This is a genomic window from Aquimarina aquimarini, from assembly GCF_900299535.1.
GTDB classification, from domain to species: Bacteria; Bacteroidota; Bacteroidia; order Flavobacteriales; family Flavobacteriaceae; genus Aquimarina; species Aquimarina aquimarini.
Window position 1 is genome coordinate 13,870 of sequence record NZ_OMKE01000037.1, and the last position, 25,086, is coordinate 38,955.

Genomic DNA, 25,086 nt, shown 5'->3' on the forward strand with positions numbered 1-25,086 from the left:
ATTGTCAACTAATATATAATAGTAATAAATACCTACAAAACAATATTACAATTTTTTCAAATTATCATTGTAATATGGGGTATTCCATCTTCTAGATATTCTTTACCTATTTTTTTGAATCCGTGAGACTTATAAAATTTTTCAAGATATGTTTGCGCAGAAATTTTTACTTTTTTATTTCCAAAATGAGCTTCTATAGCTAGAATACTTTCTTTAATAAGATCATGACCATACCCATATTTTCTTTCCTTCTCAGATACTAACACCCTACCAATACTAGGAACATCAAAATAGTGTCCTTTATCAAATATTCTTGTATAAGCTATAATATCACCATTTTTTTCACCTATCACATGAAGTGCTTTTTGATCTTTATTGTCTATATCCTGATATACACAATCTTGTTCTACCACAAAAACTTCTGCGCGCAAGCGCAAAATTTTATACAGTTCTTCTGTTGTAAGCTCTTGAAAACGTTTTACTCTAAACTTAATACTCATATTTACTAATCTTGTACTATAATATCCTTATTATCCTTAGTTCCATATTCTGGTTGCAAAGTAATATGATTAATTTTAAATTCTTCTTTGAGTATATTCTCAATAATGTTAAGTGTTTCACCAAATTCTGAGATTAAAATATCATCATTAAAATCTACATGAGCTTCCAGATGTGTCTCTTCTTCATTAAGTTGCCAAATATGTATATGATGTATGCTTTTTATCTTTGGCAACTCATTTACTCTATTTACTATCTTTTCTAATTCTATGGTTTCTGGAGTATACAACATAAGTATCTTAAACGAACTCTTTAAAAGATCATACGCAACAATAATAAGATAAATGGCAATAGCAAAAGTCAAAACACTATCTACCCAAAACAACTGATAATATTTCATCAATATCCCTCCTATTAAAACAGCAATAGAAGCCATCATATCTGTAATAAGGTGTAAATATGCAGATCTCATATTCATATTTACCTTACTATCTCTTTTTAGGAGTAATACACTACATCCATTACCTAAAATTGCTATCGCAGAAAGTATGATAACAACACGTGCACTTATTTCTTGTGGATCTTGTAATCTTTCTATAGCTTCAATAATAAGAATTACAGCAATCACCATCATAGAAGCAGCATTTACAAATGCTGCCATGATTTCTGCTCTTTTAAATCCAAATGTTCTCTTTATAGAAGCTTCTTTCTTGGCTAATCGATTTGCATAATAACTTACAATCAAGGATACTACATCACTAAAATTATGTAACGCATCAGATAATAATGATAAACTACCAGAGAGTAATCCGCCTATTACCTGAGCAATAGTAATTATAATGTTTAGTAAAATTGAAAATAATAAATTGCGCCCTGTAACTATACCATGAGAGTGAGCGTGATTATGAGCGCAATGTTTTCCCATATATCAATTCATTAGATACACATAGGTATTTTATTTACTCTATTTTGATGTCTACCACCTTCAAATTCGGTATCTAAAAATGTTTTTACCATTTCTATAGCTTGAGGTGATGAAGTAAATCTTGCAGGAATACATATAATATTTGCATTATTGTGCTGTCTTGTTAATTCTGTAATCTCTTTAGTCCAACAAAGTCCTGCACGCACATTTTCATACTTATTAGCAGTCATTGCAACTCCATTTCCACTACCGCAAATTAAAATTCCGAAATCAACTTTTTTAGAATCTACATCTTTTGCTACAGGGTGTACAAAATCAGGGTAATCTACACTACTGTTTTCATTAGTACCATAATTTACTACTTCAATTCCTTTGGATTCTAAATATGCAGTAACCTCAAATTTATACGATGTTCCTGCGTGATCATTTCCAATAGCTATTTTCATTATTTTTTGATTTCGTTTAGTTCAACAAAGATAATTCAATCTAAAAAAAGTAAACTCCAAAACACCAATAATTTAACTAATATTACGGTAATGTTAATAACTCCTAGTCTTATGTTAACATTGAATGTGAATAAACAGTTCTTAAAATTCATAAAGTTTTTTTGGTGATTTGATTTATTATTTCAATACAATGGTAAGAAGCAATAATCAAAATTATAACTCCACTTTTTTTGGTTAAGTTTTCCAACATTAAATTTACGTTATGAACTATCATTTTATAGCAATAATATCAAAAATATAATGTGTTTATTACCTATTAACAATTGTTAATTAAATTTCATTTCATATAGATTATCAAGTGATTATATCATTAATATCTTGTTGATAGTCTTGTGAAAATTCAATCTAACTAAAAAAACAAATAAATTTCAAAAAAGTTATACCGTTATTCACACTACATAATAATCATTATTATTTATTTTAAATTTTAAAAAAAGAAAAAGATATATATTATAAGTGTTGAAAACTGTATGAAATGAGAAATGAATTGAAATAGAAGTTTAGACAATTCTAAGATGAGAATTGGTATCTAGATCATTTATAATTTGAAGTACTTTGTTTTTATCCTTTTGATGAACTTTTAGATTGATTCCTCCCAATGCGTTTGAGTAGAAGGGAAAAACACCGATCATAGTTTCGTTTTCAAAAAAATAAGAAATTCCTTCTTGATCAAGAAGAAGTTTTAGGATTGCATATTCAAAAGGATATGTATATGTTGTTATGGTAATGAAATTTTTCATTCTATATAAACTTACTTATTGTTGTCCTTCTACAAGATACAAAATAAGCCTAATATTAGGTTAATTTTGTGGTTCTTAATAAACATTGAATGATTAATTAATTTGACTTGCTTCTCGATCAATTTTGGTAGAAGTATTTATTTCTGACTCTTCTATAGATTCTTTTTTATGATCTATTGTATTATTAATATACAATGTAAAAGAATAAATACCCAGTAGAAATATGAATACGAATAGTAGTATTATTTTATGTATTTTTTTGATTCTAGTCATAGATAAGTCATATGATCAAACGAATAAAAAGTAGTCCTAGTGTACTAAAATTAAGTAAATTTTAAGAAAAAATAACATATAAACTAGTTTTTTTAAATATAAAATATTGATTAATAAGTATATAATTATTTTAACGTTATAACATGTATATCGTCTAATGCTTAATAAAAGTTTAAACTTAAAATTACTGATGTTAAAAGATAAACTGTACTTTTATCATAAATTATATAGAATAGATATTAATGAAAAGAAAGAGTAGAAGAAGAAAGAAGTCAACCAAAATAGAGAATATTACCCAGGAAATACTCAGAATACTCAAATCCGAATCCAGTAAAAGTTTTAATTATAAACAAATAGCTTCAAAACTAGGAGTGGATGATGCGAGTAGTAGAAATCAAGTGATAAAGAAATTATCACAACTAGCAGCAAAAAAACAAATTGAGGAGATAGAAAGAGGAAAATTTAAAATTATACCTAATATTAATACATATACAGGAGTTATAGAAATTACATCAAAAGGAACTGGGTACGTTATTGTAGAAGATCTTGAAGATGATATTTTTATACCTAGTAACAACTTAAACAAGGCTTTACATGGTGATGAAGTAGAGGTATATATTTATAGAAGAAAGAGGAGAGGAAAAAGTGAAGGTGAGATTTCTAAGATAATTTCGCGTAAAAGAAATGAATTTGTTGGTGTTATAGATATTCAAAAGAAATATGGTTTTGTTACTGTACAAGACAACAAAATGTATACAGATATTTTTATCCCTAAAAATAAGATAGCTAATGCAGAAGATGGTGATAAAGTCTTAGTAGGACTTGAGGATTGGCCAGATAAAGCAGATTCCCCTTTTGGAAAAGTTATTAAGGTTTTAGGTAAACCAGGAGAACATAATACAGAGATTCATTCTATTTTGGCTCAATACGGATTACCATATGAATTCCCAGAAGCAGTAGAAGAATATGCAAATAAATTAGATACATCAATTCAAGAATCTGAGATCAAGAATCGTAGAGATATGAGAAAGACTCTTACCTTTACAATTGATCCAAAAGATGCAAAGGATTTTGATGATGCATTGTCATTTCAGACCTTAGAAAATGGTAATTATGAAATAGGAATTCATATAGCAGATGTATCACATTATGTTACTCCAGGAACTATTCTTGATGATGAAGCATATGAAAGAGCTACCTCGGTATATCTTGTTGATAGAGTTGTACCTATGTTACCAGAAGTATTATCTAATAATGCTTGCTCATTACGCCCGAATGAAGAAAAATATACATTTTCTGCTGTTTTTGAAATCAATGATAAAGCAGAAATAAAAAATCAATGGTTTGGTAGAACAGTAACTTATTCTGATGCACGATTTGCTTATGAAGAAGCTCAACATATTATAGAAACTAGAGAAAATAGTATTCCTGCAGAAATTTCTCTTACTGGAAAAGCATACAATGCAGATCAAAATATTGCAGATGCGGTACTTAAACTAGATGAGCTTGCAAAAATTATGCGAACCAAAAGAATGGGTGAGGGGGCAATCTCTTTTGATAAGGTAGAAGTAAAGTTTAATCTGAATCAAGAGAATGAACCCGTAGGAGTCTTTTTTAAGACTTCTAAGGACGCTAATAAGCTTATAGAAGAGTTTATGTTACTAGCAAATAAAAAGGTCGCAGAATTCATAGGAAAACAAAATCCTAAGAAAACATTTATATATAGGGTACATGATGAACCTAATGATGAAAAATTAGCAGCATTACAAAATATTATAGGACGATTTGGATATAAGTTAGATTTGAAAGATAAAAAAACAACTACCAAATCATTAAATGGATTATTAAAAGATGTTCAAGGTAAAAAAGAACAGAATCTTGTAGATACATTAGCAATACGCAGTATGAGTAAAGCTGAGTATACAACACATAATATTGGTCATTATGGCTTAGCATTTGATTATTATTCTCATTTTACATCTCCTATACGTAGATATCCTGATGTTATGGCACATCGTTTGCTACAACATTATCTGGATAAAGGAAAATCGGTTGCAGAAGATGAATATGAAGAAAGATGTAATCATAGTAGTAGTATGGAAAACCTTGCTGCTAGTGCAGAACGTGATTCTATAAAGTTTATGCAAATAAAATTTATGAAGGATCATGAAGATGAGCAATTTTTAGGAGTGATTTCTGGAGTTACAGAGTGGGGAATTTATGTAGAAATCATTGATAATAAGTGCGAAGGAATGATCAGACTCAAGGATATGAATGATGATCATTACATTTTTGATCAGGATGAATATGCAATTATTGGCGAGCGAACCAAAAAAGTATATCAATTAGGAGATCAGGTATATGTAAAGGTTAAAAATGCAGATCTCATAAAACGCCATCTCGATTTTACCTTATTAGATACTATAGAAGATATAGAATAGAAGAATAATTTTTATTCTATTTATATGATACATATCTCTTGTTAATTCTTAATTATAAAAGAATTAACAAGAGATTCTTGTAGATGTAAAACAAATTAAATCTTAAATGTAAGGCAATGAAAAAAATAACAGTTCTTTTAGCATTTTTATGTGCAATAACAATACAAGCACAAGATATAATTACAAAAAACATTAGTGATTTTAGCGAATTAAAAGTATTTGATAAAGTAGAAGTTTTATTAATCAAAAGTGATGATAATAAAGTTGTTGTTTCTGGTGTGAATCGCAAGGATATTGATATTGTTACCAAAAACGAAGTATTAAAAATAAAAATGTCTTTAAATAATCTATGGGATAATGATAATACCAAAGTAGTTGTCTATTACACAGATATTTCAAAAATAGATGTTAATGAGGGCGCAAAAGTAAAATCTAAAGAGCGTATAGAATCAGATGAGCTTGATTTGAGAGCACAAGAAGGAGCCAGTATAATTGCCACTATAAATGCAGATGAATTATATGTTAAAGCTGTAACTGGTGGAGAATTAATTTTAAAAGGTACCGTAAGAGAACAAGAGGTAATTGTAAAAGCAGGTGGGCAATTTATGGCCAAAGACTTAAAAACTGAAAATACGGTAGTAAGTATTAGTGCAGGAGGAAGAGCAAGTATTAATGCAAGTACCTATGTAAAAGCTAATACTGCAGCTGGTGGAACAGTGAGAATATATGGAAATCCAAAAGAAATGGATACACAAAAGTTTTTAGGAGGGAAAATTATTGAAGTTAACTAGTTAGTTTTTTAACTTTGTAGCAAATACGCTTAGAGATTATGTTTCAAGATGCTCAGGCAGCTATACCATTGGGTTTTTTATTGGCTTTTTTAATAGGGCCTGTTTTTTTTGTACTTCTGGAAACAGCGGCGATCAAAGGATTTAGAGCCGCCTTGGCAGTAGACCTTGGTGTAATCTTCGCAGATATTGTATTTATACTTATCGCTTATTTCAGTACCAATCAAATTTTAGAGAAAATAAAAGATGATCCCGCATTATTCATTTTTGGTGGAGTTTTACTATCAACATATGGTATAATTTCTTTTATTCAGGAAAGAAAAAATTATAATAAAGTTAGAGATACCTCTGTAGAGATCATTAATAAACAAAATTATATAATGTTGTTTATAAAAGGATTTTTACTCAATTTTATAAATATTGGCGTTTTAGGTTTTTGGCTTAGTATTATAATAGTTATAGGACCACAATTGGATATGAACACCAATAGGATTATTTATTTTTTTATGATGGTTTTGGGTACATATCTCTTTATTGATCTCATTAAAATGCTATTAGCAAAAAGATTAAAAAGAAAATTAACACCAAAAAGAACGTATATCATCAAAAGGGTTATCAGTATTGTTATGATCGTATTCGGTATTTTCTTAATATTAAAAGGAGTTTTACCAGACACGATGGAAAAACGAATACAGGATGAGATTGAAAAAATAACTCCAGAATCTAGATTCAAATAAAAAAATCCTGTACAATTTGTACAGGATTTTTTCTTGAGGTGTCGAGCGGATTCGAACCGCTGTAGATGGTGTTGCAGACCACTGCCTAGCCACTCGGCCACGACACCCAATTTCAATTGGAACGCAAATGTAAAAAAATTATAGTTACTTTTTTAATGATTTTACATTAAAATAAAAAACTTATAATTTTAATAGTAAAAAACTACCTTTTTTTGCTCCTTGTGATCGTTACCATTTCTACATTTCCACCAATAGGGGGGTTAATTTTAGAAACATTTACAACCGCTTTATCAACCAATGGTATTTCGTCTAATATTCTGACTAAAATTCGCTCTGCAGCATGTTCTAATAATTTAGAACGAATAGCCATTTCTTCTTTTACAATATGATTAAGATGAACGTAATCAACAGTTTCAGCCAATTTATCAGAAACTGCTGATTTTGATAAATCAGCCTTTATTTTGAGATCTACTCTATAATCAGATCCTATTTTTTTTTCCTCTACAAGGCATCCATGATATGCATAGACCTTGATATTTTTTAATTTTATGATTCCCACAATTTTTTTTACAAATGTAGAAATAATCTTTGTTAATAAAATCTGAAGAAACCCTATTTTATATAGTATTAGGTGATAAATAAAATTAAAGACTTTTATAAGATAGTTATGCACCATTAGAATTTGTAATTTTGTGTATTATTAGATTTTAAAATGTCAGAAGAAAAAAAACCGCTTAATTTTATAGAGCACATTATCGAGGAAGACCTGAAAGCAGGTGTGAATACCAATAATTTACGTTTTCGTTTTCCTCCAGAACCAAATGGATATTTACATATAGGGCATACAAAGGCAATAGGTATAAGTTTTGGGCTTGGACTTAGGTACAATGCACCAGTAAATCTACGTTTTGATGATACAAACCCTGCCAAAGAAGAACAAGAATATGTAGATGCAATAAAAGAAGATATTGCGTGGTTGGGATATCAATGGGATAGAGAATGTTATTCTTCTGATTATTTTCAACAGTTATATGATTGGACTGTTCAATTGATAAAAGAGGATAAAGCATATGTAGATTCACAATCTGCAGATACCATAGCTTTACAAAAAGGAACTACAACAGAACCAGGAACAAATAGCCCATATAGAGATCGTTCTGTTGAGGAGAATTTAGATCTTTTTATGAGAATGAAAGATGGTGAGTTTAATGAGGGTGAGCATGTGGTGAGAGCCAAAATAGATATGGCAGATCCCAATATGTTGATGCGTGACCCACTTATGTATAGAATTCTTAAAAAAACACATCACAGAACAGGAAATGACTGGTGTATTTATCCAATGTATGATTGGACACATGGTGAGAGTGATTATATAGAAAATATCTCACATTCGCTTTGTTCTTTAGAATTTAAGCCACACAGAAAACTATATGATTGGTTTTTGGATCAAATATATACTGATAATATTAGACCAAAGCAAAGAGAATTTGCCCGCCTTAATCTTAGTTATACCATCATGAGTAAACGCAAATTACTCAAATTGGTAGAAGAGGGTATTGTATCTGGGTGGAATGATCCTAGAATGCCTACCATTTCTGCTTTGAGAAGACGAGGATATACACCTACATCAATTCGTAAATTTGTTGAAACTGTAGGAGTAGCAAAGCGAGAAAATGTTATTGATGTATCGCTACTAGAATTTTGTGTACGGGAAGATCTTAATAAAAAAGCATCTAGAGTAATGGCTGTTTTGGATCCCGTAAAATTAGTTATCACCAATTATCCTGAAGGAGAAGAAGAATGGTTAGAGGCTGAGAATAATCCTGAGGATGAGAATGCAGGTTCTAGAAAAGTACCCTTTTCTGGAGAATTATATATAGAAAGAGAAGATTTTAAAGAAGAAGCTGGTAAAAAATTCTTTAGATTAACTCTAGGTAAAGAAGTGCGTTTAAAAAATGCATATATTATCAAAGGTGAGAATGTAATAAAAGATGCAGCAGGAAATATTACGGAGATTCATTGTACTTATGACCCAAAGAGTAAGTCGGGTAGTGGTACAGATGAATCAAAACGTAATGTAAAAGGTACCTTGCATTGGGTATCTATTACACATGCGGTTCCTGCAGAGATTAGAATTTATGATCGATTGTTTATAGATGAAGCACCAGATGGTCATAAAGATAAAGACTATATGCAGTTTATAAACCCTGATTCTCTTAAGGTGATTACAGGTTATGTAGAACCATGTCTTGTAAAAGCAAATCATTTAGATCAATTTCAATTTCAGAGATTAGGATACTTTAATGTAGATACAGATAGCACATCAGAAGCATTAGTATTTAATAAAACAGTTGGCTTGCGTGATACCTGGGCAAAAGTGAAACCTGAGAATACTCAAAAGAGTACTACGCAAAAGCAACCCCATAAACAGCAAAATAAAGTACCTGCAATAGAAGAAATAAAGAAAGCTGGGAAAAAGTATACGAATGTACCAGATAGCAAAAGAGAAGTACTTAAAAAGAGAATTCAAGAAGCTGCTTTATTAGTAGAGATAGAGGAATTAATTCCTCTATATACTACTGCTGTAAAAAAAGTAGGAACTAGAATTGCTACTGTAATTGCGCTAGATGTAATTCTTGAAAACAAAGGATTACAACCCGATGAACCAGCAATAGATTTTATTAACAAAGCAGTAGATGATAAAAACGAATTATTAGAATTGGAAGCAAAGAAAATTGCCTCCAAATATGGGATATGATCAAAATAAAAAGGGAAGTTATTATAACTTCCCTTTTTATTTGTACCAATATATAATTTGTTTAATTATCTGCTATATGCTCATCTTGAGGTATTTCTATATCAGTTTTGAAATTTGGAAAAAGCTCTTTTGTTTGTGGATCATCAAGTAATTTATTGGATTCTACAAAATACCATTGAGATTTCTTTTTATTATAAAAACCAAATAAAGAACTTTTAAGAGTTATAAATCTCCCATTGAAATCCATTTTTACAGTATTTTTTACCAAGCAACGATATTCTTTTTTTTCTTTTTTTATATCTGTTATTTCGTCAATTTCAGAACTGATGATTTTAATTTTTTGAGCATCCATTGTTCGGAAAATTTCATCCATTGTATCTTTTAGTTGTTTTTCTCCATAAGCTTTAGAAATTTCAGGATGAGTATATTTCAGAATAGTATTTATATTTCTATTGATCGAAGCTTGAGAAGTTGCTTTTGCATCTCGTATTGCAAATTCTTTTAGGGTTTCTATATTTTGACCAAAAATTGTTCCTGTAGTGAGAAGAAGAAAAAAAAGAAAGTTTTTCATGCTATTTTTTTATAAAGATAACTAATTTTTAAACCATAAGATTTATTTATAATTTATTTTTTTTTATTGTTTTTAATTATTAAAAATGGATCGATATAAAGAGTTTTAAGAGGTTTTAAAAAAAAGATAATATGATTATATAGTAATTTTTTAAAAGATCCAATAAGATATTTAATATTTAGTTTTTTCAAAAAAAGGAATTTTATTTCCATCAGTTCATGAAAATCACGTGGAACAAAAAATGCCAGCAAAACTTTGCTGGCATTTTTTGAATAAAATTATATCAATTAGTCATTATCTGATTTTTTCCTAATTCCTTTTTTTGCATTTTGCCTTTTCATTTCTTCACCGATTTGATTGGATGCTGTAAAAGATGCAATCATATTATTTAACATATCACTTCCTGCTTGTGGAGAATTTGGAAGTAAAATAAGATTACTGTTTGTTTCTTCACCTATTGATTGCAAGGTATCATAATGTTGTGTTACAACAATTAGGGCAGAAGCTTCTTGCGAATTGATACCAACGTTGTTTAAAACATCTACACTTTCTTCTAGACCTCTGGCAATTTCTCTACGTTGATCTGCAATACCTTGTCCTTGTAATCTTTTACTCTCTGCTTCTGCACGGGCTTTGGCTACGATTTTAATTCTTTCAGCTTCTGCCTCATATTCTGCAGCTACTTTTTCTCTTTCGGCAGCGTTTATACGGTTCATGGCTTCTTTTACCTGTAAATCAGGATCAATATCTGTTACTAATGTTTTGATAATATCATACCCATAATTTATCATCGCCTCGTTAAGTTCTTGTTTTACTGCAATAGCGATATCATCTTTACGCTCAAAAACATCATCTAATTTCATTTTTGGTACTTCTGCACGTACTACATCAAATACATAAGATGTAATTTGATCATGAGGATTTTCTAATTTGTAAAAAGCATCGTACACTTTTTCTTTGATAACCTGAAATTGTACTGATATTTTAAGACGAACAAATACATCATCTTTGGTTTTGGTTTCTACTAAAACATCAAGTTGTTGAATTTTTAAATTTATACGACCAGCAATACGATCGAATACTGGAATTTTAAAATGTAGGCCTGAGTTTCTGATGCTTAAAAACTTACCAAAACGTTCTACTATGACAGAAGTTTGTTGTTTAACGGTGAATATACCTGAAAACAAAATGATAAACCCGAAAATTACTATTGGAATAATATATATACTCATTGTTTTGTATTTAGAGTTATGAATTTACTAATAAATTATTAATGTATGTTGTGCTAGGATTGTTACCTAATTAGTATTGTTTTTAAGTAGTATGTTACAAAATTAAAAAAGCATCTTTGTTACACTATTATAAACAAAGATGCTTTAGTAATATAAAAATGAATTTTTTAATTAATCTCTATTGCATTTTCTATTCTTTGTATAGTTTCTTTTTTACCAATCATAGATGCAATTTGAAATAAATCGGGACCTTGTAAGGAGCCAACTAGTGCAATGCGTAATGGCATCATTATTTTGCCAAAACCTATTTCTTTACCTTTTATCCAGCCTTTTACAATTGTTGAAACGTTGTTTTCAGAGAAATCATTGATATCATTTAATATCCTTGTTAGCTCATGCATCAATTCTGGTGTATCTTCTTTCCATGCTTTTTTTACTGATTTTTCATCATATTGAGTAGGGGAGACAAAGTAAAAATTACTCAGATCCCAAAGATCATTGGTAAAAATTGCACGTTCTTTTACAGTATTTATAATAGTAGGTATGTCTAAGGATGTAGAAATACTTTTTTCTGATAGTATTTTTTTAAACTGTTCAGATAATATTTCAGTATTCAATCTCTGTAAATGTTGTTGTTGAAACCATTTTGTTTTTTCAGGATCAAATTTAGCTCCAGCTTTATTAACACGTTTTAGATCAAATTCTGCAATTAGTTCTTCAAGAGAAAATAATTCTTGTTCGGTTCCTGGATTCCAACCTAGAAAAGCTAACATGTTGATAACTGCTTCAGAAAGATATCCATCTTCTTTATACCCAGATGCAACTTCATTGGTTTTAGGATCCGTCCATTGTAGTGGGAACACAGGAAAACCTCCTTTGATACCATCTCTTTTACCTAATTTACCTTTACCAACAGGTTTTAGTATTAAAGGTAGGTGAGCAAAAGAAGGAGCTTCCCAATCAAAAGCTTGATATAATAATACATGTAATGCCATAGATGGTAACCATTCTTCACCTCGGATTACATGGGTGATTTTCATTAAATGATCATCTACAATATTTGCTAGATGATAGGTAGGCATACCATCGCTTTTAAATAAGATTTTGTCATCTAGAGTATTAGTATCAATTTTTATATCACCTCGTATTTCATCATTTAAATGCAATGTTTCATCTTGAGGAGATTTAAAACGTATAACAAATGGTACTCCAGAATCTAATCTTTTAGTAACTTCTTCTTGAGAAAGAGAAAGAGAATTAGTAAGTTTTTCTCTGTTGTGCCAATTATAAATAAATGTTTTTCCATTGGCTTCATGATCTTTTCTATGGGTATCTAAAGCTTCAGAAGTATCAAATGCATAATAAGCAAACCCATCTTTTATTAATTGATAAGCATATTGTTTATATAAATGCTTACGCTCACTTTGTCTATAAGGGCCATATTTTTCATTTTTACCAGGTCCTTCGTCAAAGGGTATTGAACACCAGTTTAAAGAATTCGTAACATATTCTTCTGCTCCAGGAACATATCTGTTTTGATCAGTATCTTCTATTCTTAATACAAAAGTTCCATTGTTTTTTTTTGCAAAAAGGTAATTAAACAATGCAGTTCTTACACCCCCTATATGTAAGGGTCCGGTTGGACTAGGAGCAAATCGTACCCTAATATCTTTCGCCATGATTATTTTTTTTAAAACTTTTCTTGAGGTTTTGTCAATAAGTAGCAAAGATACAATCTTAATAATGCTATTAAAATGAATTACTAGGATATACTAAAATTTGTTGGTAGAATGAGATAGATTTTTTTCACGTGAAACATTGTTTATAGCATATAAAATAAGATTGTATAAATTTAATTGCACTTAAGTAAAGTAAAAACGTGTAGGATAGAGGTTTGAATTATCATAAATATAACAATCGCATTGCAAATAAAATTGTAGATTTAGAGGTTAATGAAAAAGGAAGACTTGATATATGGAAAATTTTGAGTTCATAAAAAACAAGCTAGAACAGTTTATCAGAAAATATTATATAAACGAATTAATAAAAGGAGTTATACTATTCTTTGCGATAGGAGTACTTTATTTTTTAGCAACCTTGTTGATAGAGAATTTCTTGTGGCTGAGTAGAATAGGAAGAACAATTCTATTCTGGTTGTTTATAGTAGTTGAGTTAGGCTTATTTATTAAATTTATAATTATACCAATCGCAAAGCTATTTAAACTAGCCAAAGGAATAAATTATGAGAAAGCTTCAGATATTATTGGTAGTCATTTTCAGGAAGTAAATGATAAATTATTAAATCTTTTACAGTTGAGTAATGATACTTCTTCATCTGATTTATTATTGGCAAGTATAGAACAGAAATCAAGTGAACTCAAACCGATTCCTTTCAAATTAGCCATTAATTTCAATAAAAACAGCACATATTTGAAATATGCGGCGATTCCGGTTATAATTTTAATGTTATTAGCTGTTTTTAATAAAACTAGTTGGATTTCAGATAGTTATAAAAGAGTAGTAAATTATGAGGTCGCTTATGAACCACCTGCACCTTTTCAGTTTTATATTGTTAATAAAGACCTTAATGCAATAGAAAATAAAGACTTTGTACTCAAAGTAAAATTAGCAGGAGATATAATTCCTGATAATGCAACAATCAAATATAATGAGGAAGTATATTTTTTACAAAATGTTGGTGTGGGAGAGTTTGAATATACTTTTGTTCAACCTAAGCAATCTGTAGAATTTGTTTTGAATGCCAATGGTATTAATTCTGTTCCACGAATGTTATCTATAGTTTCTGTTCCAGCTTTATTGAATTTTGAAATGAAACTTGATTATCCTTCCTATACTAAAAAGAAAGATGTTGTAATTAAAAGTTCAGGAAATGCAACCATACCAGAGGGCACAAAAATTGATTGGATTGTCTATACTAGAAACACCAATAAGGTAGAATTAAAAACTAGTGATTCAATCATTTCTTTACAAGATAACGGTGATAATTTTTCATATGATAGGAGGGTGTTTTCAGATTTAGATTATGAGATAACGACCTCTAATCAGAGGGTGAAAAATTATGACAATTTATCTTTTAATCTTAATGTGATAAAGGATCAATATCCTGAATTAAATTTAAAATCAAAGATTGACTCTATAGACAATCAAACCATATATTTTTTTGGAAGAGTTAGTGATGATTATGGGTTAAGTAAATTAAGACTTGCTTATTATGATACTGATAATTTATCAGAAGTAAAATTTAGAAATATAGACATAAACACATCAGAATTTGATGAATTTATTTATTCATTTCCTGGAGATTTAGATTTAAAAGAAGGAGGTAATTATGAATTTTATTTTGAGGTTTTTGATAATGATGTGTTGCATAATTATAAGAAAACAAAAAGTCAAATTTTTAATTTTAGACAATTAACCAAAGAAGAAAAGGATAATAAGTTACTAGAAAAACAAAGCGAAACAATATCTGGTTTAAATAAATCAATAAGTAAATTTAAGAAGCAGGAAGCAGAATTGAAAAGTTTAAGTAAACTACAAAAAGAAAAGAAAAACTTGGACTATAATGATAAAAAGAAACTTCAGGATTTTTTAAATAGACAGAAGAAACAGGAAAAAATGATGCAGAATTTTTCTAAACAACTAAAGGAAAATTTAGATCAATTTGATAAAAAAAATGAAGAGCCTTTTAAGAATGCATTAAAAGAAAGATTAGAAAGAAACGAGAATAAGCTAAAAAAGAATGAAGAGCTTTTAAAAGAAATTGAGCGTTTGGCAGAGAAGATTGATAAGGAGAAATTGACCAAGAAGCTTGAAGAATTAGGAAAGGAAAATAAAAATTTAAAGAAGAATCTGGAACAATTATTAGAACTCACCAAAAGGTATTATGTAATAGAGAAACACGAAAAATTATCAAATGAGTTAGAAGAATTATCCAAGAAGCAAGAAGAATTATCTAATAAAAGTGATGAAGAAAACACAAAAGAAGAACAGGATAAATTAAACAAAGAGTTTGAAAATTTTCAAAAGGAAATGGAGGATCTTAAAAAAGACAATAAGGAATTAAAGAAGCCTATGTCTATGGATCAAAAGAAGGAGGATGAAAATGCTATAAAACAAGAACAAGAAAATGCAAGTGATAATTTAGATAAAAAAAAGAATTCAGAAGCAAAGAAAAACCAAAAAAGTGCCGCTCAGAAAATGAAACAAATGAGCAAAGGAATGAAAATGCAAATGAATATGTCTGGTGAAGAACAGCAGCAAGAGGATATGCAAATGCTAAGACAAATTCTGGATAACCTTGTTGATTTCTCTATAGAACAAGAAGGGCTGATGAAGAAATTCAAAAAGATAGACATGAATAGTCCAGCATATTCGACAAGACTTAAAAAGCAAAGTATACTTAGAGAAAACTTTATACATATCGATGATAGTTTATATGCATTAGCATTAAGAACACCACAGATTACTGAGATAGTAACAAAGAAATTAACCGATATTGAATTTAATATCGATAAATCTTTGGAGTCATTTGCAGAGAATCAAATTATACATGGTACCGCCAATCAGCAATATACAATTACTGGATCAAATGATCTTGCTTATTTATTAAGTAGAACATTGGATCAGATGCAAAACAGTATGTCCGCTTCAGGAAGTAAAGGTAAAAGTGGGGGTAAGGATTTTCAGTTACCAGATATTATCAAGAAGCAGGAAGAGCTTAATAAAAAGATGGGAGAAGGAACAGAAAAAGGAAAGAAAGAAGGTGAAAAAGAAGGTAAGAAAAGTGGTGATAAAGGTAAAGAAGGAGAAGGGAAGAATGGAAATAAGAAAGGTGATAAAAAAGGAAAAGGAAAGGATGGTAAAGAAGGAGGAGAAGGTCAAAATGGGGAGGGTGAATCTCAAATGCAAAAAGAAGAAATGAATGGTGAACTGTATGAAATATATAAGCAACAGCAACAATTAAGAAATGCTCTTGAAGACAAAATTAAAAAAGAAGGAATAGGAAATAAACAAGGTGGAAACCTATTAAAAAAGATGAAGGAGGTAGAAGAAGAACTATTAAATAAAGGTTTTAATAATAACACTTTAAGTAAAATGTTGGATTTAAAACATGAATTACTTAAAATGGAAGACGCTACTTTTGAACAAGGAGAAGATGAAAAAAGAGAAAGTAAAACAAATCAATTTCAATTTAATAATAATGGTGTACTTCAACTTAACAAGGCTAAACAATATTTTAATACTACAGAAATATTAAACAGACAAACACTACCTTTGCGGCAAAATTATAAACAGAAAGTACAAGAGTATTTTAATAAAGACAATGATTAATTTTTTTTACGAAACAGATTTCGAGTTAAGTAACAGTGATGTATTATCTTCTTGGATAAGCAGAGTTATTTTATCTGAAAATAAATCAGAAGGAGAGATCAATTTTATCCTATGTAATGATGAATATTTACTTAAGATAAATCAAGAATTCTTACAACATGATACATATACAGACATCATTAGTTTTGACAATAAAGTGGGTAATCAGCTTAATGGAGATATTTTTATTTCCGTAGAAAGAGTAGAGGATAATGCAAAGAAGTTTAATGTATCTATGCAGGATGAAATGAAGCGTGTTTTGATTCATGGGGTGTTACATTTTTGTGGATACAAGGATAAGACAGAAGATGAACAAGATGTAATGACAGCAAAGGAAGATGAAAAACTACTATTGTTCCACGTGGAACAATAGTAGTTTTGTGTATAATATTATCACAATGTTCCACGTGGAACATTGTGATAATATTAAAAAATAGATTTAAAAAAATCATGTTCCACGTGGAACAATAGTAGTAAAATTATGTTTGGAATAGAATACGATGTTATAGTAGTAGGAGGAGGTCATGCAGGAAGTGAAGCGGCAGCCGCAGCAGCTAATTTAGGATGTAGCACGTTGTTGATTACAATGAATCTACAAAACATAGCTCAGATGAGTTGTAATCCAGCTATGGGAGGAATAGCAAAAGGACAAATAGTAAGAGAGATTGATGCATTAGGAGGGTATAGTGGTATTATAAGTGATAAGACCGCAATACAATTTAAAATGTTGAATAAGTCAAAAGGACCTGCAATGTGGAGTCCAAGAGTGCAAAGTGATCGAATGCGATTTGCAGAAGAATGGAGGTTGATGTTAGAGCAAACTCCAAATCTTGATTTTTATCAAGAAATGGTAAGCGGACTTATTATAGAAAATGGAGCGGTAAAAGGAGTGCGAACCTCTCTTGGAATTGAAATAAAAGGAAAATCTGTTGTGTTGACTAATGGTACTTTTTTAAATGGATTAATTCATATTGGAGAGAAACAATTTGGTGGAGGTAGAGCAGGAGAAAAATCTGCTACTGGAATAACAGAACAGTTAATTGATTTGGGTTTTGAGGCTGGTAGAATGAAAACGGGAACACCCCCAAGGGTAGATGGTAGATCTTTAGATTATTCTAAAATGATTGAACAACCAGGAGATGAGAATCCAGAAAAATTTAGTTATTCTGATATAACAAAACCTTTGATAGAACAGAGATCTTGTTATATGACATATACTTCTACAGAAGTACATGATTTGTTGAGAGAAGGTTTTGATAGATCACCAATGTTTAATGGTAGAATAAAAAGTATAGGTCCAAGATATTGTCCGTCTATAGAAGATAAAATAAATAGATTCGCTGATAAGGATAGGCATCAACTTTTTGTAGAACCAGAAGGATGGAATACAGTAGAAGTATATGTAAATGGGTTTTCTACATCTTTACCAGAGGATGTTCAATTCAAAGCGTTAAGATCTGTAGCAGGTTTTGAAGAAGTTAAATTTTTTAGACCTGGATATGCAATAGAGTATGACTATTTTCCTCCAACACAATTAACACACACATTAGAAACAAAATTAGTTTCTGGATTATATTTTGCTGGACAAATTAATGGAACTACTGGATATGAAGAAGCAGCTTCGCAAGGACTAATGGCAGGAATTAATGCTGCATTAAAAGTGAAAGAAGAAGAGTCTTTTATTTTGAAAAGGAGTGAAGCTTATATAGGGGTGTTAATTGATGATTTGATAACCAAAGGAACAGAAGAACCATATCGAATGTTTACTTCTAGAGCAGAGTATAGAACGTTACTTAGACAGGATAATGCAGATTTTAGGTTGACACCTAAATCGCATGTTATAGGTTTAGCGTCTGATGAGAGAATGAGAAGGATGCAGGAAAAAGAAAAAAAGGCATCTGCCTTTGTTCAGTTTTTTAGAGACACTAGTATTACACCTCAAGAAATAAATCCTGTTTTAGAAAAAAACAATTCTTCACCAATTAATCAAAGTGGAAAATTGTTTAAGATATTTTCACGACCTCAAATTACTTTAGATGATATTAAAGATTTTGAGAAAGTTTCAAAATATATAAAAGATCATGATTTAGATAAAGAGGTTTTAGAACAAACAGAAATACAAGTTAAATATTCAGGATATATAGAAAAAGAAAAAAATAATGCTGATAAATTAAATAGATTAGAAGATTTGAAAATCCCTAAAGATTTTGATTATTCAAAATTAAAATCATTGTCTTTTGAGGCGAAGGAGAAGATGGAAAAAATAAGACCAGCAACTATTTCTCAAGCATCAAGAATCAGTGGAGTTTCTCCTAGTGATATTTCTGTACTTTTAGTTTATATGGGTAGGTAATGGAATATGTGGTTATAGATAATTCTAAAGCTATTTATACAGAATTAAATTGGAGTATATTAATAGTTTCTGCTATTGGTCTTTTTGTTTATATGATAGGCTCATTTTGGATTGGAGCTATTTATATACTTTGTGTTGTAATATTATTAAAGGGATATTCTCAAGTTTATAAAATCACAAAAGTTTTTGATAATAAAACCCAGACATATCTTTTTGGTAAGTTAATTTGGGAATCTAAGTTAGAAGTGTTATTTCCTGATTATATTTCAATATTTCACGCTTCATTTTTGAGTATAGATCGAGAATCTGGAACACATAGTAGACACAAAAGATGGGTTGTTCGTTTTTTTGCAGATAATAAATATGATACAGTGGGTATCAATAATGATTATAACTACATTTCAGAAAAAGCAATTGAATTAGGAAAACTTTTAGAAGTGGAAGTATTTGATGGATCAAAAGAATAAGTTCCACGTGGAACATTTTTTTGTGAATGTTTTTTAGCAATTCTAATTCGAGTTTATAAAGTGATTTAAACTTTTTTGATTCTGGCGAAAAATAGTTGTTTTTTGACCAATTGAATAAGTTTAAATTACTTCTATATATAAAAACAAGTAAAAAATATAAGTACAATATTAATAACAAGTATACTTTTTTATAAATCTGCTTTCTTGTATAAAGAAAATTTGAAATAGTATTTGTTAAATATATAATACGATCTGTTTTGTGTTTTGAAACAATATTATAAAAAGCGTCAGTTTGAAGAGAAACTCTGTATCAAGAATAGTTTTAGAATCAAAAAACTATTTCTGATACATTTCTTACTAAAATTAAAACTATTGAATTGATGAATATGTAATCCAAGAATATCAAAATGATGATAGGTTAATACAATATTAATATGTGATTGAATTAAACAGGATAGGATGATAGTTATTTTCTAAGAATTTAAATATTCTATTATAAATAATAGATAAATATCATAAAATAGAAATATGATAAATAAAATTAGTGTCTTGTTAATATTATTCTCTCTGTTTTCATGTATTCCTGTTCATAGAGTTAAACAAGTTGATAATTTTAGAATAGAATTAGAAGATGAGTTTAATGATGAGCAATTTTTATTTAAACCACTGTTTTCTTATGGTGATGTGAAACGATCGTTACGAAAACAGTTTAAATTAAAAAATAGTCAGAAATTAGAAAATTTTGAAGCAAAACTATTTGATGAATTCGAAATGGATTTTAATGTTATAATAAGTTTTGAAGGAGATAGATCTGTTACTTCAAATTATTTACCATTTGTTGTTTATGGTGATGAACCAGAAGAAATGGTAGGAGAATTAGAAGTTTTTGTAAAAATTAAAATATTTGATAGTAATGGTGGTAATTGTTTATCTACTCATTCTTTATTTTATGACAAAACACGATCCTTTTTGATTCATCTCAAAAACAATATAAAAAAAGAACCTTTATTTTAAATCAACAGTATTTACTATATGAACAAGCAGAAGACGTTGGATCTTTTTATAGAATGTAAAGATCATACAGTTTCAGGAGAAAAATTTCAATTACTTTATGACAAAGAGTATGATATGTTGATTACTTCTCCAAAACCAGATAACAATGAATTAAGTAAATATTATGAAAGTGAAGATTATATTTCTCATACAGATTCCAAACGATCTTTTTTCGAAAAACTTTACCATACAGTAAAGACATATTCTTTAAACAAAAAAGTTAAACTTATCTATAAGCTAAATAATCACCCAGGTAGACTTCTGGATATAGGAGCAGGAACAGGTGATTTTTTGAATGTAGCAAAACAAAAAGGTTGGAAAGTAGAAGGGGTAGAACCAAATGATCAAGCAAAAAAATTAGCACAGCAAAAAGGAATCACATTACACGCTGATATGATAGGCTTAGAATCTCATCATTTTGATGTTATTACAATGTGGCATGTTTTGGAACATATTCCGGATTTGAAGGATCAAATCAAAAAAATCAAAAAAGCTATAAAGCCAGGTGGATTTGTTGTTATTGCCGTTCCTAATTTTAAATCTTTTGATGCAAATTACTATAAATCGTTTTGGGCAGCATATGATGTACCGAGGCATTTATGGCATTTCTCTAAAACATCAATTCAAAAATTTTTTAAAGAAGAAGGTTTAGATCTAGTAGAGGTACAACCTATGAAGTTTGATTCATTTTATGTCTCTCTTTTATCAGAGAAATATAAGCGAGGTAAAATGAATTTTATAAGAGCATTTTGGTTAGGAATACGTTCAAATTATTTAGCCAAACAGTCAGGTGAATATTCTTCACATATTTATATACTTAAAAACAACTAAATCTCTTTTTAAAAGGTCTTTTTTGTTGTTTTAACACTTGGTTAGTATAATTGAGTGTCTTTTTGTTTTGAGGTGCTTAAAACGCTTTAATTTGATTTGTTTTTAATAGTTTTTGTATATTAAAAATATAATATTGATTGTTTTTTCTTATACATGTTTTTTTGGCTAGATATATTGGATAACATCAATCTAACTTTGATATTTTTGCTTTGAACTAAATTTTTGAAAAATGAAAAAAATAGTATGGCTTGCAAGTGCGCTATTAATTTTAACTTCTTGTAATCAACAAACAGAAAAAACTGGTTTTGTAAATAATACCAAAGTTGTTTCTGATTTTAAAGAAATGAAAGTTGCACAAGAAAAGTGGACAAAGCGTAATAATGAAGTGCGAGCAGAACTTGAAGAAAAAGCAAAGCAATTTCAAATAGAGGTACAAGGGTACCAGAATATTATGAAATCTATGTCTGCATCCAATAGACAGAAGAAAGAGCAAGAATTAATGGCTAAGCAACAAGAATTACAAAGAGAACAGCAAGCCAGAATGCAAGAAATTCAACAAGGAAGTCAGGTAGAAATAGACTCAATCATAGGTAAAGTAAAGACTTTTATAGAAGGGTATGGCAAGAAGAATGGATATACCTATATCTATGGTGATACAGAAACCAGTAATATACTCTATGGTAAAGAAGAATTAAACCTTACAGATGCAATTCTTAAAGAATTAAATGGTGGTGAAACTGTAGAAAAAACAGAAGAAAAGAAAGAAGAGTAATCTTCATTTTATAATAGTTTATAAGCCTCATTAGATATTCTTTTCTAATGGGGCTTTTTTTATGCATAAACAAGCACTTGAAAATATCGTTTTAGTGTTTAAATGTCAGTTAATGATTGGTATACAAAAAATCATTTTAAATAAATAAAAAAGAAAGTTATATGTCTAGTGAAGTTATAATAGGCATGATTATAAGATAGAATTTTATCTAATTTCAACATTATTTTTTACACTTAATCGAAGAAAAAAAGAACTGTAAATAATTAGTAGTTACAGGAAAAGCATAAAAAAATTACATTTTTTCATCTTTTTAATTGACAATACTTTTGTTTTTTTAACAATAAGAGAAGTATATTTGCAACTTTTATTTAGCTATAAAATAATTTTTTACCTGTACTCAAAGGTTTGATTAACAAAAAATTATGTATATTGATAGCTTTTTAGGAGTGTAATATGTTTGATTGAATTCAAAAGGTTAATAAAAAGTGAGAAAAATATTACAAAAAAAAAATAAATTTTAGTTTGTTATAAATATTTAATTTATAATTTTATGACTTGGTAAAAAATATATTAACAATATTATTAACAAGCGCCCCAAATCGCGAAGTTAATATTGCATATTCACCTTAATTATAAGTGTGATATCATGAAAAAAAAACTTAACCTATCGTTATTAATCGGAATGTTGGTGTTTCTGAACTTTCAGGAAATGCGAGCACAACGCATCATTGACGCACCAGATTTTGTAAATGAATCTGGAGGAGTATTGTCCGCTGTTTGTAGCCAACCGATTAGTCTTTTTAGCGTAGTTGCCAATATGTCCCCTGGACCTGCTCTTCCTAGCAACAATGAATTTATTTTAGAACTTTCTGATGATACAGGAAATTTTGGTAGCCCATTAGAGTTAGCTCGAGTAACGGGTCCCAATGGTGAAGGTTTTGGGGATTCTGAAATTCGTTTTGATAATGTTCAGATTCCAGAAGATACAAATGGTGATAACTACAGAATAAGAATAATATCGTCTGAAACAACTATTGTAAGCGCCTTATCAAGTCCAATACCAATTTATTATTATAGAAACGATTTGAAGTTACGCATTGAAAATGTTGCTCTTTGTGGTGTTGTCAATTTTGTTCATACCGCTTCTATTCGTATAACAGAAGTTGGTGATGATAACAGTGTTGTTGATTCCGATCAATATACGTACCAGTGGTTTAAAGGTGGTTTTCCGTTTGGAACCCTCATTGCTGGTGAAACAGGCCCTAGTATTGATATTACTCAAAATGACTTAGATGGAAGTGGGGAAGCTGTCTATTATGCTCAAATTAATTTAGGTGCATGTAATCCACAATTTCCATCTTCTAGAACAAATAATTTTACGATCCGGTTAATTGACCCTGCAGGTGTTAGAATTCTTGAAGAACCAAGCGTTAATTTTTGCCCACAGGATGTAGGAAAAACTTTAAACTCTAGTGTTACAGATATTAGAAATACGTATCAATGGCTTAAAGATGATGTTGAAATAGAAGGTGCAATAGATTCTAATTATCAATTGCCCGATAATGATTTTGGAGGAGTATATACGCTGGAAGTTACATATAGTGAAGATTGTTCTATAAGAACCTCGCCAGTTACTGTGGTTAATAATGGATCTTCAATTACAACCCCTTTGCTAGAAAACATGATTTTGTTACCACAAGAAACGATTACACTAGAGGTTACAACAGATGCACCTGTTTCTCCATCTACTAGTTCTTTTCAGTGGTTTAGAAATACGAGTCCTCTCACAGGTATATTGGCCTTAACTGATCCCACAATATCTATAGATATAAATAACCCAGATACATATAGAGTTCAGATTGTTGCAGATGATGCTTGTTCTAGTGTTTTAGAATCTACTACAGATATTTATTCTCCTATTGCAATAGGAATTGAGATAGGACTATCAGATGATTTTACATGTGAAGATAGCAATGTAGTTTTAGAAATTAAAGACATGTTTGGTTTTACACAAAGCGGTAGTGGCGCTCCGCCACAAATATCCCTTACAGAAAATCAAATTTCATTTTTTAATTTTGAGTGGTATAAAGATGGTCAACCTACGGGAATTACTACTACCACATTGGATATTGAAACTTCTGAAGAGAATTCTAACTATACATTGATGGCGAATCTGATTACTGGAGAATTTACTGATATCGTATCAAACGAGTTAACATTAACTACAATACCTTCTAATATAGAAATAGTAGCCTCTTCACTTACAATCCCAATCAATGAATCGGTTACTTTAACCGTTCCTGTGAATGCTAATTATACTTATGAATGGTTTAGAGTTGTAAATGATACCAATGAATTAATAGCAGGTGCTTCTGGTAATACAATAGAAGTTACAGAAGAAGGAGTTTATTTTGTAAGAATATCATCTTCAATATGCTCTTATGATACACCAACAATAAATATTGGTAATGTACCAGGAATATCAGAGATTATACCCAATATAGTAACACCAAATAGTGATGGTATCAATGACAGTTGGTTACTGCCTTCTTCATTATTCAATCAGCAAGATGTCGAGATTACAATTTATAACTCGAGAGGTCAGATTGATTTTACATCAGCGAATTATCAAAACAACTGGCCCGAAGAAAATTCAAAATCATCTGGTCAGGAACCGTTTTATTATTATATAATAACAAAAAATAATTCCGTGGTCAGAAAAGGTTCGATAACGGTAATGAGATAGTTTT

21 protein-coding genes and 1 tRNA gene are annotated in these 25,086 nt (G+C 29.6%); 12 read left to right on the top strand and 10 right to left on the bottom strand.

The genetic code is table 11. The annotated features are described in order from the left end of the window. Positions 1-56 precede the first annotated feature (56 nt). The 5 genes from DG508_RS15495 to DG508_RS15515 form a co-directional block, all read right to left on the bottom strand. Positions 57-494, bottom strand: a complete 438-nt coding sequence (locus DG508_RS15495; protein WP_108869046.1) for a GNAT family N-acetyltransferase — start codon at positions 492-494, stop codon at positions 57-59. Between the two features lie 11 nt (positions 495-505). Further along, complete coding sequence (locus DG508_RS15500; protein WP_108869024.1) at positions 506-1,423, bottom strand: cation diffusion facilitator family transporter; 918 nt, start codon at positions 1,421-1,423, stop codon at positions 506-508. Positions 1,424-1,434: 11 nt separating this feature from the next. Continuing rightward, entirely contained in the window at positions 1,435-1,869 is a 435-nt protein-coding gene (rpiB, locus tag DG508_RS15505; protein WP_108869025.1) for a ribose 5-phosphate isomerase B, read from the bottom strand. 560 nt (positions 1,870-2,429) lie between these two features. Next, positions 2,430-2,669 (bottom strand): hypothetical protein, encoded by a 240-nt coding sequence (locus DG508_RS15510; protein WP_108869026.1) that lies wholly within the window; start codon positions 2,667-2,669, stop codon positions 2,430-2,432. A 93-nt stretch (positions 2,670-2,762) separates the two neighbouring features. Next, the gene (locus tag DG508_RS15515) at positions 2,763-2,942 is read right to left on the bottom strand and encodes a hypothetical protein (protein ID WP_108869027.1); all 180 of its coding nucleotides are present in this window, start codon (positions 2,940-2,942) and stop codon (positions 2,763-2,765) included. Positions 2,943-3,184: 242 nt separating this feature from the next. Here DG508_RS15515 and rnr point away from each other — a divergent pair, with 242 nt between their 5' ends. The 3 genes from rnr to DG508_RS15530 all read left to right on the top strand — a co-directional run bounded on the left by rnr (position 3,185) and on the right by DG508_RS15530 (position 6,908). Further along, the gene (gene rnr / locus DG508_RS15520; RefSeq protein WP_103865102.1) at positions 3,185-5,383 is read left to right on the top strand and encodes a ribonuclease R; all 2,199 of its coding nucleotides are present in this window, start codon (positions 3,185-3,187) and stop codon (positions 5,381-5,383) included. Positions 5,384-5,499: 116 nt separating this feature from the next. After that, positions 5,500-6,174 carry a head GIN domain-containing protein gene (locus DG508_RS15525; protein ID WP_108869028.1) on the top strand — a complete coding sequence of 225 codons (675 nt, stop codon included), beginning with the start codon at positions 5,500-5,502 and terminating at the stop codon, positions 6,172-6,174. Positions 6,175-6,212: 38 nt separating this feature from the next. Further along, the gene (locus DG508_RS15530) at positions 6,213-6,908 is read left to right on the top strand and encodes a LysE family translocator (protein ID WP_108869029.1); all 696 of its coding nucleotides are present in this window, start codon (positions 6,213-6,215) and stop codon (positions 6,906-6,908) included. A 36-nt stretch (positions 6,909-6,944) separates the two neighbouring features. Here DG508_RS15530 and DG508_RS15535 read toward each other — a convergent pair. Further along, a tRNA-Cys gene (locus tag DG508_RS15535) sits at positions 6,945-7,015 on the bottom strand. 95 nt (positions 7,016-7,110) lie between these two features. Further along, the gene (gene folB / locus DG508_RS15540) at positions 7,111-7,467 is read right to left on the bottom strand and encodes a dihydroneopterin aldolase (RefSeq protein WP_108869047.1); all 357 of its coding nucleotides are present in this window, start codon (positions 7,465-7,467) and stop codon (positions 7,111-7,113) included. Between the two features lie 153 nt (positions 7,468-7,620). On the opposite strand from folB, the gene DG508_RS15545 reads away from it, so the two are divergent. Next, the gene (locus DG508_RS15545) at positions 7,621-9,666 is read left to right on the top strand and encodes a glutamine--tRNA ligase/YqeY domain fusion protein (RefSeq protein ID WP_108869030.1); all 2,046 of its coding nucleotides are present in this window, start codon (positions 7,621-7,623) and stop codon (positions 9,664-9,666) included. 61 nt (positions 9,667-9,727) lie between these two features. Here the strand turns inward: DG508_RS15545 and DG508_RS15550 are convergent, their stop codons facing one another. The 3 genes from DG508_RS15550 to gltX form a co-directional block, all read right to left on the bottom strand. Then, entirely contained in the window at positions 9,728-10,237 is a 510-nt protein-coding gene (locus DG508_RS15550; RefSeq protein WP_108869031.1) for a hypothetical protein, read from the bottom strand. 287 nt (positions 10,238-10,524) lie between these two features. Beyond that, the gene (locus DG508_RS15555; RefSeq protein WP_108869032.1) at positions 10,525-11,469 is read right to left on the bottom strand and encodes an SPFH domain-containing protein; all 945 of its coding nucleotides are present in this window, start codon (positions 11,467-11,469) and stop codon (positions 10,525-10,527) included. A gap of 167 nt (positions 11,470-11,636) precedes the next feature. Further along, complete coding sequence (gene gltX / locus DG508_RS15560; protein WP_108869033.1) at positions 11,637-13,148, bottom strand: glutamate--tRNA ligase; 1,512 nt, start codon at positions 13,146-13,148, stop codon at positions 11,637-11,639. Positions 13,149-13,443: 295 nt separating this feature from the next. Here gltX and DG508_RS21055 point away from each other — a divergent pair, with 295 nt between their 5' ends. The 8 genes from DG508_RS21055 to DG508_RS15600 all read left to right on the top strand — a co-directional run bounded on the left by DG508_RS21055 (position 13,444) and on the right by DG508_RS15600 (position 25,082). Continuing rightward, positions 13,444-16,821, top strand: a complete 3,378-nt coding sequence (locus DG508_RS21055) for a DUF4175 family protein (RefSeq protein WP_159090859.1) — start codon at positions 13,444-13,446, stop codon at positions 16,819-16,821. Next, positions 16,814-17,233, top strand: coding sequence for an rRNA maturation RNase YbeY (gene ybeY / locus DG508_RS15570; RefSeq protein WP_108869034.1), 420 nt, complete (start codon positions 16,814-16,816; stop codon positions 17,231-17,233). The genes DG508_RS21055 and ybeY overlap by 8 nt, the downstream gene beginning before the upstream one ends. 108 nt (positions 17,234-17,341) lie before the next feature. Then, positions 17,342-19,213, top strand: a complete 1,872-nt coding sequence (mnmG, locus tag DG508_RS15575; RefSeq protein WP_108869035.1) for a tRNA uridine-5-carboxymethylaminomethyl(34) synthesis enzyme MnmG — start codon at positions 17,342-17,344, stop codon at positions 19,211-19,213. Further along, entirely contained in the window at positions 19,213-19,680 is a 468-nt protein-coding gene (locus DG508_RS15580; protein WP_108869036.1) for a hypothetical protein, read from the top strand. The genes mnmG and DG508_RS15580 overlap by 1 nt, the downstream gene beginning before the upstream one ends. A 528-nt stretch (positions 19,681-20,208) precedes the next feature. Further along, entirely contained in the window at positions 20,209-20,694 is a 486-nt protein-coding gene (locus tag DG508_RS15585; protein ID WP_108869037.1) for a hypothetical protein, read from the top strand. Positions 20,695-20,712: 18 nt separating this feature from the next. Further along, on the top strand, positions 20,713-21,564 hold the full coding sequence (locus tag DG508_RS15590) for a class I SAM-dependent methyltransferase (RefSeq protein WP_108869038.1): 852 nt from the start codon (positions 20,713-20,715) through the stop codon (positions 21,562-21,564). A gap of 229 nt (positions 21,565-21,793) precedes the next feature. Further along, entirely contained in the window at positions 21,794-22,336 is a 543-nt protein-coding gene (locus tag DG508_RS15595; protein ID WP_108869039.1) for an OmpH/Skp family outer membrane protein, read from the top strand. A 646-nt stretch (positions 22,337-22,982) separates the two neighbouring features. Next, positions 22,983-25,082: a T9SS type B sorting domain-containing protein gene (locus tag DG508_RS15600; protein ID WP_108869040.1), complete on the top strand. Its 2,100-nt coding sequence runs from the start codon at positions 22,983-22,985 to the stop codon at positions 25,080-25,082. The last annotated feature ends 4 nt before the right edge of the window (positions 25,083-25,086 follow it).

Coding starts and splice junctions, on each gene's coding strand:
- DG508_RS15500 (WP_108869024.1), bottom strand. CDS start 1,423: ATGGGAAAACATTGCGCTCATAATCACGCTCACTCTCATGGTATAGTT.
- rpiB (WP_108869025.1), bottom strand. CDS start 1,869: ATGAAAATAGCTATTGGAAATGATCACGCAGGAACATCGTATAAATTT.
- DG508_RS15510 (WP_108869026.1), bottom strand. CDS start 2,669: ATGAAAAATTTCATTACCATAACAACATATACATATCCTTTTGAATAT.
- DG508_RS15515 (WP_108869027.1), bottom strand. CDS start 2,942: ATGACTAGAATCAAAAAAATACATAAAATAATACTACTATTCGTATTC.
- rnr (WP_103865102.1), top strand. CDS start 3,185: ATGAAAAGAAAGAGTAGAAGAAGAAAGAAGTCAACCAAAATAGAGAAT.
- DG508_RS15525 (WP_108869028.1), top strand. CDS start 5,500: ATGAAAAAAATAACAGTTCTTTTAGCATTTTTATGTGCAATAACAATA.
- DG508_RS15530 (WP_108869029.1), top strand. CDS start 6,213: ATGTTTCAAGATGCTCAGGCAGCTATACCATTGGGTTTTTTATTGGCT.
- DG508_RS15545 (WP_108869030.1), top strand. CDS start 7,621: ATGTCAGAAGAAAAAAAACCGCTTAATTTTATAGAGCACATTATCGAG.
- DG508_RS15550 (WP_108869031.1), bottom strand. CDS start 10,237: ATGAAAAACTTTCTTTTTTTTCTTCTTCTCACTACAGGAACAATTTTT.
- DG508_RS15555 (WP_108869032.1), bottom strand. CDS start 11,469: ATGAGTATATATATTATTCCAATAGTAATTTTCGGGTTTATCATTTTG.
- gltX (WP_108869033.1), bottom strand. CDS start 13,148: ATGGCGAAAGATATTAGGGTACGATTTGCTCCTAGTCCAACCGGACCC.
- DG508_RS21055 (WP_159090859.1), top strand. CDS start 13,444: ATGGAAAATTTTGAGTTCATAAAAAACAAGCTAGAACAGTTTATCAGA.
- ybeY (WP_108869034.1), top strand. CDS start 16,814: ATGATTAATTTTTTTTACGAAACAGATTTCGAGTTAAGTAACAGTGAT.
- mnmG (WP_108869035.1), top strand. CDS start 17,342: ATGTTTGGAATAGAATACGATGTTATAGTAGTAGGAGGAGGTCATGCA.
- DG508_RS15580 (WP_108869036.1), top strand. CDS start 19,213: ATGGAATATGTGGTTATAGATAATTCTAAAGCTATTTATACAGAATTA.
- DG508_RS15585 (WP_108869037.1), top strand. CDS start 20,209: ATGATAAATAAAATTAGTGTCTTGTTAATATTATTCTCTCTGTTTTCA.
- DG508_RS15590 (WP_108869038.1), top strand. CDS start 20,713: ATGAACAAGCAGAAGACGTTGGATCTTTTTATAGAATGTAAAGATCAT.
- DG508_RS15595 (WP_108869039.1), top strand. CDS start 21,794: ATGAAAAAAATAGTATGGCTTGCAAGTGCGCTATTAATTTTAACTTCT.
- DG508_RS15600 (WP_108869040.1), top strand. CDS start 22,983: ATGAAAAAAAAACTTAACCTATCGTTATTAATCGGAATGTTGGTGTTT.